The 12481-nt window shown below is 62.1% G+C and carries 9 protein-coding genes and 1 pseudogene; 2 read left to right on the top strand and 8 right to left on the bottom strand.

Annotated features, from left to right (window positions below):
• Nucleotides 1-3 precede the first annotated feature (3 nt).
• The 7 genes and pseudogenes from IVB48_RS36615 to IVB48_RS41495 form a co-directional block, all read right to left on the bottom strand.
• The gene (locus IVB48_RS36615; protein WP_247407903.1) at nucleotides 4-810 is read right to left on the bottom strand and encodes an ABC transporter ATP-binding protein; all 807 of its coding nucleotides are present in this window, start codon (nucleotides 808-810) and stop codon (nucleotides 4-6) included.
• Nucleotides 789-1544, bottom strand: coding sequence for an ABC transporter permease (locus IVB48_RS36610; RefSeq protein ID WP_247407902.1), 756 nt, complete (start codon nucleotides 1542-1544; stop codon nucleotides 789-791). Before IVB48_RS36610 ends, IVB48_RS36615 begins: the two co-directional genes overlap by 22 nt.
• Nucleotides 1545-1546: 2 nt before the next feature.
• Nucleotides 1547-2515 (bottom strand): ABC transporter substrate-binding protein, encoded by a 969-nt coding sequence (locus IVB48_RS36605; RefSeq protein WP_247407901.1) that lies wholly within the window; start codon nucleotides 2513-2515, stop codon nucleotides 1547-1549.
• Between the two features lie 51 nt (nucleotides 2516-2566).
• A complete protein-coding gene (locus IVB48_RS36600) occupies nucleotides 2567-3271 on the bottom strand; it encodes a GntR family transcriptional regulator (protein ID WP_247407900.1) in 705 nt (234 codons plus the stop codon).
• A gap of 210 nt (nucleotides 3272-3481) precedes the next feature.
• Entirely contained in the window at nucleotides 3482-4630 is a 1149-nt protein-coding gene (locus IVB48_RS36595; protein ID WP_027569289.1) for an ABC transporter substrate-binding protein, read from the bottom strand.
• A gap of 958 nt (nucleotides 4631-5588) precedes the next feature.
• On the bottom strand, nucleotides 5589-6614 hold the full coding sequence (locus IVB48_RS36590) for a cellulase family glycosylhydrolase (RefSeq protein ID WP_247407899.1): 1026 nt from the start codon (nucleotides 6612-6614) through the stop codon (nucleotides 5589-5591).
• Nucleotides 6611-7920 (bottom strand): annotated as a pseudogene (locus IVB48_RS41495) (O-antigen ligase family protein). The gene IVB48_RS36590 and the pseudogene IVB48_RS41495 overlap by 4 nt, the downstream one beginning before the upstream one ends.
• 223 nt (nucleotides 7921-8143) lie before the next feature.
• On the opposite strand from IVB48_RS41495, the gene IVB48_RS36570 reads away from it, so the two are divergent.
• On the top strand, nucleotides 8144-9280 hold the full coding sequence (locus IVB48_RS36570; protein WP_247407891.1) for a GNAT family N-acetyltransferase: 1137 nt from the start codon (nucleotides 8144-8146) through the stop codon (nucleotides 9278-9280).
• Between the two features lie 33 nt (nucleotides 9281-9313).
• Here the strand turns inward: IVB48_RS36570 and IVB48_RS36565 are convergent, their stop codons facing one another.
• Nucleotides 9314-10537 (bottom strand): NAD(P)/FAD-dependent oxidoreductase, encoded by a 1224-nt coding sequence (locus IVB48_RS36565; protein WP_247407888.1) that lies wholly within the window; start codon nucleotides 10535-10537, stop codon nucleotides 9314-9316.
• Nucleotides 10538-10971: 434 nt separating this feature from the next.
• On the opposite strand from IVB48_RS36565, the gene IVB48_RS36560 reads away from it, so the two are divergent.
• Nucleotides 10972-12318, top strand: coding sequence for a polysaccharide biosynthesis C-terminal domain-containing protein (locus IVB48_RS36560; protein ID WP_247407886.1), 1347 nt, complete (start codon nucleotides 10972-10974; stop codon nucleotides 12316-12318).
• Nucleotides 12319-12481: the final 163 nt, after the last annotated feature.

Raw genomic sequence — 12481 nt, 5'->3', positions numbered from 1 at the left:
GCCTCACGCCGATTTGCGGATATGCCGCCAGATGCGGTCGCGCAAGCTGCCGAAGGCATCGCCGCTCAGCATCTCGTAGGTGCGGGGCCGCGGCAGCTGGACCTGGAGATGATCGACGATGCGGCCGGGCCGCGCCGACATCACGATCACCTCGTCGGCAAGATAGACCGCTTCGGTGAGGCTGTGCGTGACGAAGACGACGGTCTTGCCTGTCGCCGCCCAGATGCGCAGCAGCTCGTCACCCATTGTCATGCGGGTCTGCTCGTCGAGCGCAGCAAACGGCTCGTCCATCAGCAGCACCGGCGGGTCCTGCACCAGCCCGCGCGCGATTGAGACGCGTTGCTTCATGCCGCCCGAGAGCTCGTGCGGATGGCGCCTGCCGAATCCGTCGAGGCCGACCAGCGTGAGCGCATCCTGCGCCTTGGCGCGGCGCTCCGCCTTGGGCACGCCACGCAGGGCCAGCGGAAACTCGACATTGTCTTCGGCGGTCAGCCAGGGAAACAGGCTCGCCTCCTGGAAGACCACGCCGACCCTGTCCGGATCGGGCCGCGGAATCGGCGTGCCATTGATCGTGATCGTGCCCGAGGTCTGCTGGCGCAGGCCCGCCATCATCATCAAAAGCGTCGACTTGCCGCAACCGCTCGGGCCGACCAGCACGACGAAGCGACCCGGCTTGATATCGAGCGAAACGTCTTCGAGGGCGACGACGTCCTGGGACCTGGTCTTGAAGACCTGGCCGACATTCTTCACCTCGATCGCGCCGGCGCGCGCGGGAGGCTTCAACGGGGTCACGTTCGCCAATGGCTGCATCGCGTTTCCACCCATCTGACAAGCTCGTTGAAGGTCATGGCGATCGCGGCGACCATTACGACGCCGGCGAGGAGCTGCTTCATCTGGAAGTTCTCGCCCCAGGTCGCGATCTGGTGGCCGATGCCGTCGCGCGAGGCGTACATCTCGGCAAGGATCACGCCGGTGAGGTTGAAGATCATGGAGATCCGCAGGGCCTCCAGCAGCACCGGCAGCATGCTCGGCAGATAGACCCGGAACGCCGTCTGCATCGGAGTTGCGCCATAGGAGCGCGCCACCGTGAGATGCTCGACCTTGACCGACTCCACCGCCGTGGTCGTCGACATGATCACGATGAAGATCGTGGAGAAGAACCCAAACCCGACCTTCTGAGCGAAGCCGACGCCGAAGACGAGGATGAACATCGGCAGGAAGATCGACTTCGGGATGCTGAAGGCGAAGAACAGCAGCGGCTTGGCCACGTCGGCGAAGTAACGGTTCTCCGCAACCAGGAAGCCGATCACGGCACCGAAGGGGACGGCCAGCGCGAACGCAGCCAGCACTTCGGTCGCCGTCACCATCAGGTCTTTCCGCACGGCCGCGCGCTGCAGGAGGTCGCCTAGCGTCGCAAACGTGTCTGACGCCGAGGGCAGCAGGCGCGGATTGACGATGCCGGAGCGCGACAGCAACTCCCATAGCGCCAGGACCGCGATGACGATCGCGATCCGTGCGAGCTTGATGGCGAGAGAGTTCTGCATCGTTACGGCTTGGTTGGAACCGGCTTGAACCTGGTCGAGATCACGTCCTCGACCGGCACGATGTCCTTGAGCCCGCCGAGCTTGGCGAGGTCCAGCGACAGCTGCACGGCCGCGTTCACGTCAGGCGCGCCCATGTCGCCGCTGGTCTCGAGCTTCATGATCGTGTTGTCGTATTCCAGGGCGGCGATCTCGGCCGGCATTTCGTAGAGCTCGGCGATCAGCTTGACGGTCACGTCGCGATTGGCGCGCATGAACGCAACCGCGCCATAGAGGGCGTTCACCGCCTTCTGAACCAGCTGAGGCTTTGCCTCCGCCAATTTGTCGAGCACGATCCAGCCTGCCGTGAGGTTCGGCGGCACCGCCGTGGCGTAATCGAGGATCGACTTGGCCTCGCCCGACTTCGAGATCTGGAAGCTCAGCGGCGAATAGACCACGGCGGCCTCGACGTTGCCTGCCAAGAGGTTCGGCACCAGACCGCCGCCCCCAACCGGGACGCGCGTGAAATCGATTTTCTTGTCCTGGAGTGTCCACAGTGCGAGCAGGTCGGAACCGGAGCCGGCGGCGGTGATTGCGACCTTCTTGCCGTTGAGGCCCTTGACGTCGAGCGTCGACTTGGCCGGGACCATCAACTGCCAGCCGAAATTTCCCATCGCGGCATTGGCCACGATCCGTGACATCACACCCTTCTTGCGTCCCGCGGAGACCAGCGAGGGCGGATCGAGGATGATATCGGCCGCGCCCGCAGCCATGCCTTCGAACGTCTCTGCACCGCTGCGGTAGATCGTGAGCTCGGCCTGGATGCCTTCCTTCTCGAACAATTTCTGCCGCACGGCCGTCTCGGCGATCGTCGTCGGCCAGTAGGTCTTGGTCGGCAGGCCGACGCGGATGGTTTCGGCCGCGGTGGCAGGGCCGGCGAGCACGCCGGCTGCGAAGAGCGACGCCAATAGCGCCTTGCGGCGAGTTAATTTCATGATCTGTTTCCTCCCGGTCTCTGTTTTTCTTTGCCGGATTTTTCCGGATCGTCAGTTCGCGCCGTTCACCTCCGCAATGCGAGGCGCGGCGAGCTCGACAAACTCTTTGGTGATGCCGAAGTGCTTTGCCAATGCGCGAACCGCCGCATCCGCGTCGCGTTTGACGACGGCAGCGACAATCGCCTTGTGTTCAGCCTCGACGTCGCGCGGCTTGCCGACCTCCCTGCGGATCGAGAGGCGGCGATATCGCTCGCTTTGTTCGTGCAGCACGTCGCGGAAGCCGAGCAGCCACGGCGAGCCGCAGGCATTGACCAGTGCACGATGGAAGATGCGATGGCGGACCACCCACTCCTCATAATGCACTGTCGGATCGTCGGGGTAGCGATAGGGAACCGCCTTCAGGTCCGCCCAGGCGGATTTCACGGAGGCAAGCCAGGCATCGTCGCCGCGCCCGATCGAGCGACGGAGCGCAAGGCCCTCGATGTCGATCCGGGTCTGCGTCACGTCGGCGAGATCGGCGAGTGACACCGGGCTCACCCGGAAGCCACGCTGGTCGGACGCCAGCACGAGCCCGTCGGCGACCAGTCGGGAAAGTGCCTCACGTACGGCGGCAAGGCTCACGGAAAACTGCTTGGCGAGGCCGGCGATATGCAGCTTCTGCCCCGGAAGCAGCCGCGTCGCCAGGATGTCGGCGCGCAAGCGCTCGTGCAACGCAGATGTCAGGCTGCGCGGACCATCCCCGGGGCTTCCGGTCATATGAAACTGAAGCGGACCCATGAGTTGAATGATGGCAAGGCAACGCGGAGGGGTCAATAGAAAATCGAAAATCGATTTTTCTGCTTAACGCCCGGGAATGGTACGCCCCTATCCCCGATCAACCATCTCTGGATCCCAAACGGACCATCAACCAGGATCAGCGTAGTCGCGGTTTTCCGCGCCCCTCGTACAAGACTGATTGGCGCGCCGCTACTTTGCCAGGCGGAACTTCCCGCCTTCGACCTTGATCAGGAAGGCCGAGCGCTCATCATAGCCGTTGTGATCGGCCTTGCTCATGTTCGACAGCCCATTGTTGAGATAGATGTTCTGCCCTCGCTCGAGTGCGTCCCGCAGAGCCGCGCGAAATTCGGTTGTGCCAGGCTTTGCTGTCTTCAACGCATCCGGTGCAGCTTTTCCGATCAGCGCGACGACATCCCAGAGGTGAGCAGCGAACATGTTGGGCTTTTGCCCGTTCGCCGCTTCATACGCGGTCACGAACTCCTCCGTCGAGCGACGGAACGGATCTCCTGTGGGAAGATCGGCGGCAATGGTAAAAGCCTCGCCCGCAAATACGGCACCTTCGACGTTCGCGCCACCGAGCTTGATGAACTCCTCACTGGCCACGCCGTGTGTCTGAAATATCTTCCCAGCGTATCCGCGCTCGCGGAGCGCCTGCTGCGGCAAGACCGCCGGAGTTCCTGCGGAAGCAATGAAGACGGCGTCGGGATTGGTCGACATCACCTTGAGCGCCTGACCCGTGACGCTGGTGTCGGCGCGTGCATAGACCTCGTGTGTGGTCACGGTCAGGCCCAACGCGGGCGCGAGGCGGCTCACCTCCTTGTAGTAGCCCTCGCCGTATCCATCAGAAACGCCGATATAGCCGAGCGTCTTCACGCCTGATGTCGCGATATGCTTGAGGATGGCGGCCGCCATGAGGTCATCATTGGGAACGACCTTGAAAGCCCAGGCGCGCTTCTCATCCATCGGTTGGACGATGGCGGTAGCGGCGGCGAGCGACAGCAGCGGCGTCTTTGATTCGAGCGCGACATCCAGCATCGGCATGGTCACCGGGGTCAGAGAGGAACCGACCAGCACGTCGACCTTGTCCTGGATCACCAGCCGGCGCGCGTTCTGGACCCCTTTAGTCGAATCCGACTCGTCGTCCAGGACGATATAGGTCACCTTCTCTCCACCGATCTCTTTCGGAAGAGCGGCAACCGTCTTGAGCTGCGGTTGGCCCAGTGCGGATCCCGGGCCGCTTGCCGAAATCACGATTCCAATTTTGATGTCCGCGTGAGCAGCATGTCCATAAAGGACGCATGCCACAAGAAGCGAGGCTCGCGCGAAACCGATCTTCATGTCCTGTTCCTCCCTGTCCGCTTCGATGACTCCGCCGGCTGCATCAGGCGCCCCGACTCGAGCTTGCAGTGCTCCCCAGGACATGGTCGCCGCTCAAGAGGCATGTCGTCCGACATCCGCGTTTCCTCCGGCGATCCCGAGCAACCGGCCGGGCCATGCTAAGCGGATCGCAGCAACGTGTCTGTCCCTAGCGTTAGGGACAAGTCATCGGTGCCCGAACCGGAATATTGCGGTGGCCGGACGCACAGCCGCGTTCTCGCGCCGCGATTCGCCCGAGCTTTGCCTGGTCGCTCCACCCTCTTGTCCAAGAGGGCGCAGGGAAGGCCGGGTGCCGGCTGGCACCCGCGGTCCGCTGCGCGAAGATGGTGCGCAAGGAAACCGCACAGCAGCATACAGGTGTAGCCAATCACTCGGCCTTCCCTGCGCGATGGTTGGACGGCTTATGCCGTGCTCTCCCGGGAGCCGAGTTCTCTTTGGCCTCCCTCGCCTCACAGAAGTCGCCGACACCGCGCCGGTTGACGCGAATGCCGCATCCGCAAGAGCTTGGCCGTAGCAACGACGGTCAGGACCACACGGTTTTGCCCTACGCACGGCCCGCCATTTCGCCACCGGTTTCGACGGCGTTGTGCACGTTGCCGCCGACCTGATGACGAGACGAAGCCTAGCAGCGCCGCTCGTCGGCACGAAGCCTTGGGCTCACGGAGAGCAATCCGCCCTACCCTTAGCCTCTCGTACCCGAACGCTGCCGCGTCCACCGCAAGCCCGGCTCGCGAACGTGACGACCACAAGATCGCCCCTCAAGGAATGAGCCGGGACAGGTGACACATACGTCAATTCCGAATTTCGGTAAAGTGGAATGTTTTTTTTTGGGAAGGGGTTGACGGGATGGCGGGTGTTTTGCCCGACGGGTCCTGACCCGACACCCTTTCCGCCAAGTAAACGGACCGGAGGCGCGACTTCAACGCGTCGGCGGCATCAGCGCACGCAGGATACCCGGCTTCCAGGACTGACGCTCACTGTCAAACGCCGCGAAGTCGTGATCGAACTGCCAGTAGGCCCATGACCAGCCGAGCCGGTCGGCGCTTCTCGCCACGAATGACAAATATCTCTGCCGGCTGTCGAATGGCGCACGCTCGTACACTCCGAACTCGCCGACATAAACCGGGCGATGCTCTTTGTCCGCCCAGAGGCTCATCTTTCTGAAATCGGCGGCAGCTTTCGCTTCATCCTCCGGGCTGCCCCAATCCAGGGGCCCGATCCGCGAAAACGTCGGAGACCACGGCGCGCCCTGATGGGTGAACCGTATCGGCGCGTAATAATGAAACGTGACGATGAGATGCCTGTCCTCGGCCGGCAGAACCAGCTCGTCGACGGGGATCTCATCGGTGTTGAGAACGGCGGCGATGACCGGCCGTTCGAGATTGGTGCGGCGGATGATGCCGAGACATTCATTGAGGAGCGAATTCCAGCCGGCGGACGTCATCTCTCCACCAGGCTCGTTCAACACCTCGAAGACGAGTGCCGGATATTTGCCGGCATAGCGCTCGGCGATCTGCCGCCAGAACGCCTTGAGCTTCTCGGCGCATTCGGAAACATCGCGCTGGCAAAGATGGGTGTCGTGCTCGTCGACGATGGGAACGAGCTTCCTCGCGAGAATCTCCTCGATGACGGCGTCAAGCCGCCTCAGGACGATCTCGTCCAGGACATTCCCCGGCCCCATGAACTTGAAGCCGAAGAAATTGATCCTGGCATGCGCGAACCCGGCCTTCTTGATAGCGATCAAATTGTCCAGGCGAAATGGCGCGTTTTGGCCGCCTTCCCAAATTCCATCGTAGCCGAGAATGTTGATACCGCGCCCCAGTTTTGGCATGTCACGGGCGGCGGTCTGCGCGGCTCCGTGGACGTGGGAGAACAGCGATGCAAGGAAGAACGCCGCGGCCGCAAGATTGAAGCTTCTCGGCCAACGCGCGCGCATGGCGGTCATACTGCTTCCATTCCTAAAACCTGGAATTCCGTCGGTCGCACCGGCCTGCACGTCGCAAAGAAAAAGCCCACCAGGAGCACGGATGTGAACATCGTCGAACGAAGGAACGTCGTCTCCGTAAAGTTGGTCTGAAAGCTGAGGACGACGAATCCGATGATGAGGGCACAATGCGAGCGGTCGATCGTGCGAGCGGAAATCAGATGGAGGATCTTGTGCGAAAACAGGAGGACGCTCGCGGTAAAGAGCGTATATCCCAGAAATCCGGTTTCCATCAGGATCGCGATGTAGCCGCTGTGATAATTGTCGAGCACCCAGCCGTGGTTCTGTTCGAAATAGTCGTAGATCGACGGGACCGTCCAGAAGCCGTTGATGCCGAAGCCGAGCAGCGGCGCATCGTTGAAATGACTTATCGCGTAGTGCCAGATGAAGGTCCGTTCGGTGAAATCGATACTCGCATCGCCGATATGGATGGCGTCATATCCCGTCGCGTCAAAATACAGGATCAGAAATCCGGCCAGAATGCACATGACGAACGGCAGGAGCGCATAGAGCCTCATGCAGCCGACCGACCACATCGAGGTCACGAGCATGGCGCAGGCGGCCAGGGCGACAGCGCCGGCGCCGCGCGATTCCGACGCGAGGACACAGGTCGATGCCAGCAGGAACACGGCGAGGAAAGCCAGCCACCCCTGCCCCGTCATCTTTCGATAGCAAGCCAAGAACATCAGATACGCGCCGACGAAGCCGAGCGTCTGCTTGGATTCGTAGACGCCCTGCTATTGACCGTTGTGCATCCAGCTGTGGTCGATCCCGATCTCGGGCACGGCCAACGCACAGACAGCCGACGCGGCGACCAATATGAAGAGCCCAAAGGCCGTGGCTTTAACGATCTCGTCCAGGTCGACGCGCGTGACGAGGCAAAATGCACCGAACGTCGTCATCGCAAGTGCCGCGCTCTTCATGATCGCCGCGACGCTCAGGCTGGACCAGAACACCGAGACAATTGCGAAGGCGTAGAATGCGACCAGCGCCGCCATATCGGGGTTGACCTGTAACCGCAGGCGCGGCTGCACGAATGCACTTGCGTAGATCAGGACAGCCCACATCGAAGGGCTATGGCCTGTTGCAGAAAGCTCAGCTCCGCCGGCAGTAGCGCGACGTTGAAGATGCCCATCGATGCGACCACGTTGATGGTGATCGAACAGCTGATCGCGAACCTGACTATCTTCTCAACGCCAACGCTGCGCGTCGTCCAGATCGCGCTCCCGGGTGCTCCGGACTCCACCTCGGTCTGCAGGCTGGCCATGAGATGACCTTCCTTAAGCGCGGTTAATAATTCGCTAGCGCGGGTCGATCTCACGCCGCCAGGCGGCGCCGTAGTGAGAATTAGCGGTTTGGTAACGATGTGAGCCTTGCGCGAAGCATTAATGCAAATCACACGCCGCCGGTGTCTCGCCCGTAACGACCCTGCTATAAAGCGCAGATCCGGCTCGATCGACCGTCCCGAGCTATCCGGTTTCCCTGGTATCATGAACAGACCTAGCAGCACGTTCAACATCGCCATCGAGCAGGGATTCGACTTCCTGTCGCCTGATTACGCGGAGCTGTTCGACAACTCGGCTGCCACCGCGTTCCAGCATCCGCTCTGGCTCGACACCCTCTATACCAGGCTCGCGTCTCATGCAGGCGCAACGCCTCTGGTTGTCGTGGTCCGCCACCGCGCGACGGGCGCCCTTGCGATGGTGCTGCCCTTGCTACGGATCCGGCGCGGCCCGATACGGACCGTCGAATTCGCGGACCTCCGCGTCTCCGACTATCTGGCGCCGGTGTGCAGCCCGCAGGTATTTTCCGAGCTGCTCAAGGACGAGAGTGCTTGCGCAGAAATCAGGTACCTCGTCCGTCCGTTCGATCTGCTCCGAATGACCAAGCTGCCGGACGGACGGCTTCCGATCGAGAACCTCCTGGCTACGCCCCGCCGCGTCGCGATGGACTCCAATGCCTACGCGACCGTCCTTGTCGCCCCGTTCGAGCAATGGCGCGCCAGCGCGATCGACCGTTCCTACCAGAAGGAGCTCGCAAAGAAATCCCGGCAGCTCCAGAAGAAGGGCAATCTGAGTTTTTCATGCTGCGGCGACAGCGCCTCCGTGATTGAGGCGCTGGACGTGATGCGCAAATTCCGCGGTCCGCGCTTTCAGGCGCAAGGCGACGGAGATCTGCTCCAGCGCCCCGAATATTACGGCTTCTATTCCGAGATGGCGCAGCGCGGCCTCGGCTCCTTTGTCCGGCTCTATACCATGAAGATGGATGGCGAGGTGATCGCCGCCGTGCTCGGGCTCTGCCATCAAAGCAGCTTCCTCGTCATCATGGGCGCCTTCGACATTGCGGGATACAAGAGCCAGTCCCTCGGCGCGCTGATGTTCGAGCAGGTCGCGAAGGACTGTATCGAGCGCGGGGATCAGATGCTCGATTTCACCATCGGTGACGAGCCCTACAAGAAATTGTTCGGCGCGCAGCCCTCGCCGATGTGGGCGGTCACGCAGGCCGGCAGCACCGCGGGCGCCATTTCCTTGTTCGCACTGAAACAGGCTCCCTGGCTCAAACTGGCCGCCAAGCGCATGTCGGAGTTCAGGCTCCTGCCGACCCGCACCTCAACGCCCACGCGCTGACCGGCGCGAGGACCCGATGGGTGCGGGCGGCTTTCAGGCGCGTAGCACGCTTCGAACATGCGCGAGCCAGCCTGGCCGCATTTGATCGACCCGGTGGGTGATATTGCGTCGCAGGAAGTGCAGCCGCCGCCGCACGTCCCAGCCGATGTCGTTGCGGGACGTCAGGGCCTGCCGGAAGCGCGCCATCTTCAGCGACTGCTGATCCGCCATGACCTTGTCAGGATCGGAATAGAATTCTGCAATCTTCTCCCGGCTCATGCCCTCGGTCACCAGCCAACGCGGCGCATATTCAGTGCAGAGGCGGTCGACGTCGACCAACAGGCGGGCAACGCCCGTGCCGGCGGCAGGGCAATTGGTTTGGAAGGCATCGCCTATGAGCACGACGCCGGGCTGAAGATGTCCTTCCACGACGGATAGGTCCATCACCCAATTCTGCACCCGGTCGGTCACGTGGAAATCGCTAAGGTAAGGCCGCAATCCTGGCAGCAGGCGCAACACCGTCGCTTCCGGTTCGCGGCGCAGCTCGCGCATAACAGGATCGGCCGGGTCGCGGAACATGAAGAGGTTTGCCCGCATGCCGCCACGTACTGGAAACAGGCTGAGATAATCGATGCCGTCCGCTGTGCGCTCGCCGTAACAGGTCAGCGCCTCGAAATCGAACGGCACATCGTCCCGGCGCGCGATCGTGAATCCAAACGTGACCGAATGGCGCTCGGCCAGCACCCGCCGCTTGATACCGAGCTTGTAGCCGAGTACGCCCGCCATGCCCGTGGCCAGCACGACGAGGCGCGCTGTCATGCGCCTCCCGGACGCGAACTCGATATGCTGGATATCGTCGCTGCAATTGACGGCCGTGACCTCGTCGACGATCAGGCTGGACGGATCAGGCAGTTGACTGCGCGCCATGGCGACGAGATCGGCATAGGCTAGTCCGTAAGCCCGTCCGACGCTGACATCGACTACCTTGCCGTCCCTGATATTAAGCACCTGATCATATCGGCAGGCGACGCTGTCGAGCGCGTCGAGGAAGCCAAGCTTGCGCAACATCTCCAGCTGGTAGCCGCCGATTTTCTCAACCCGGAACTCGTCCGGATGGACCGCGCGCTTGTCGACGAGAGCGACACGATGCCCTGCCCGCGCGAGCACGGCCGCCGCCAGCGAGCCCGCGAGGCCGCCGCCAACGATCGCGATGTCGGCGACGATCGCCGAAGGGCCGGCTGCGGCAATCGGCTCGGGCACATTGCTATCCGCCGTCATGGTCCGGTGCTCCCACGGTCAACGATGATTACCCGTGCAAATCTCTCGCCTGATCTAGCATCGCAGGACCAAACGCGATCATTTCTCGATATCTCGGTTAATGCAGCGGAGACCTGCGCGGCCCCATGAGATCCGGCACGCGCCTTGCTCGGGATGGCCATTCCCGGCGAGCCGGTCCGCATTCCAGCGGCTCATCTCGCCTCATCGGCCGTCGATGCGGCGCTATGCCGCCACGCGATCAGGCTGCAGTTTGCTCTATCTGGGACAATGGGCTCAACGATGTTCCATAGTGAAGCAACAGGCATGGCCGCGACGTCGCCGCGGTCGCGGGATCATGGAGGCCGCTCATTAACACTCGCGGTTTTTCGGCATGCTAGGCTTTTGCAGGTAATCGGAAAAATGTCTCTTCAGGGGAAGTTGCCTCTTAAATTTCCATGATCGAATCCATCGTCCAGTTCATGCGGCGCGACGTGACGCGCGGTGTTGCCGGAACCATCCTTCTCAAGGTTGGTAGCGGCGCGCTTGCGTTCGCGTTGTTCTCGCTTGCGGCACGAACGATGTCGCCCGATGGGTTCGGCATCTTTGCGACCTGGCTTTCGGTGGCCCAGATGGCAGCGGTCGTCGGTCTGGTCGGCCAGGAATCGCTGCTGGTGCGATTTCTGAACGAGTATCGGGTGGGAAATCAGCCCGATCTCACCAAAGGCGTGCTGCTATCGAGCCTGAAGATTTCCTCCGTCGCGATGCTGATCGCGATCGGCGCAATGGCTATCGGCGCGAACATCAAAGGCGCCTCGTGGCTGCTGGTCATCGCGGTGTCGGCCTACACGGCCGTGAATGCGGGGCTGATGCTTGGCAGCCAGATCGCACGCTCGCTGGTCAGCATTCTCATGGGAGAAGGAAACAGGGAGTTCTTCTGGCGCGTCAGCGTCGTGCTGTTCCTGCTCGCAATCATGTTCGGCCATCGCCAGCTCGATCCCGCGGAATTGATCGCCGTGATGACGATTGCCATGTCGGTCGGACTGATTGCACAGATCATCGCGATTGCGCGAACTCTGCCGGATTTCCGCGGCACGGCGGTGAGGTCCGAGACGTCGCGCTGGAGATCGAGCGCGCTTCATTTCTGGGTCGCATCCATCCTCGAAGCCGCGAACCAGTATTTCGACGTCATTCTGGTCTACTGGATGCTGGACCCGACAACCGCCGGAATTTACTTCGCCGCTTCGCGCCTGGCCAACATCTTCGCCATGCTGTCGGCGGCACTGTACAGTTTTGGCGCACGTCGGCTCCCCTCGCTGTACTTCAGCAAGAACCATCAGGACTTCGAGCGAACGTTGCGGCTGATGGCGGAAGTGACCGCGGTGTGCGTGGTCAGCGGACTTCTCCTGATCTGGGTTGGAGGTCCCCATCTGCTCAACCTGTTCGGGCCGCATTTCGCTGCGCAGCACTGGGTCCTGATCGTGCTCGCGATCGGAACGGCGTTCCAGGCGGCGGGCGGTCCTTCTGCGGCGATCTTGCAGCTGACCGGCTATGAGCGCGAGTATGTCCCCGTGATTGCCGGAAACGTAGCGCTGCGGCTGGTCGGATTTCTCGTCCTCATTCCCTGGCTCGGCGTTCTTGGCGCAGCGATCTCGGCCACTGTGTCGCTGGCGCTCGCGACCATCGCCCTCAACATCCTCTGTCGCCGGCGAACCGGGGTCGATCCTTCGATTCTGGGGCTTCTGCGCTTCTCGCCGTCGAAGCCTAGCGCCTACGCGGTCCGTGGCGCGGACTCCGGCGAATAGAGCGTCAGGATACGTCACTTGTGCCGCATGAAGGAGAGCGCATCCGCGGCTTGAGCGCACCAGCGGAATGTGCATCGTTTTCGTATGCTTTAGTGGCCCCGCTCCAACCTGAATATCGATGGTTAATCGACGATTACCCCCGTCCTCTTCACTTGGTTAGGAA

It is taken from the genome of Bradyrhizobium sp. 76 (assembly GCF_023073025.1).
Lineage (GTDB): Bacteria > Pseudomonadota > Alphaproteobacteria > Rhizobiales > Xanthobacteraceae > Bradyrhizobium.
Note: the sequence above shows the minus strand (reverse complement) of the source record. Positions and strands in the feature narration are given on the sequence as shown.

Coding starts and splice junctions, on each gene's coding strand:
- IVB48_RS36595 (WP_027569289.1), bottom strand. CDS start 4,630: ATGAAGATCGGTTTCGCGCGAGCCTCGCTTCTTGTGGCATGCGTCCTT.
- IVB48_RS36610 (WP_247407902.1), bottom strand. CDS start 1,544: ATGCAGAACTCTCTCGCCATCAAGCTCGCACGGATCGCGATCGTCATC.
- IVB48_RS36605 (WP_247407901.1), bottom strand. CDS start 2,515: ATGAAATTAACTCGCCGCAAGGCGCTATTGGCGTCGCTCTTCGCAGCC.
- IVB48_RS36570 (WP_247407891.1), top strand. CDS start 8,144: ATGAACAGACCTAGCAGCACGTTCAACATCGCCATCGAGCAGGGATTC.
- IVB48_RS36560 (WP_247407886.1), top strand. CDS start 10,972: ATGATCGAATCCATCGTCCAGTTCATGCGGCGCGACGTGACGCGCGGT.
- IVB48_RS36600 (WP_247407900.1), bottom strand. CDS start 3,271: ATGACCGGAAGCCCCGGGGATGGTCCGCGCAGCCTGACATCTGCGTTG.
- IVB48_RS36615 (WP_247407903.1), bottom strand. CDS start 810: ATGCAGCCATTGGCGAACGTGACCCCGTTGAAGCCTCCCGCGCGCGCC.
- IVB48_RS36565 (WP_247407888.1), bottom strand. CDS start 10,537: ATGACGGCGGATAGCAATGTGCCCGAGCCGATTGCCGCAGCCGGCCCT.
- IVB48_RS36590 (WP_247407899.1), bottom strand. CDS start 6,614: ATGACCGCCATGCGCGCGCGTTGGCCGAGAAGCTTCAATCTTGCGGCC.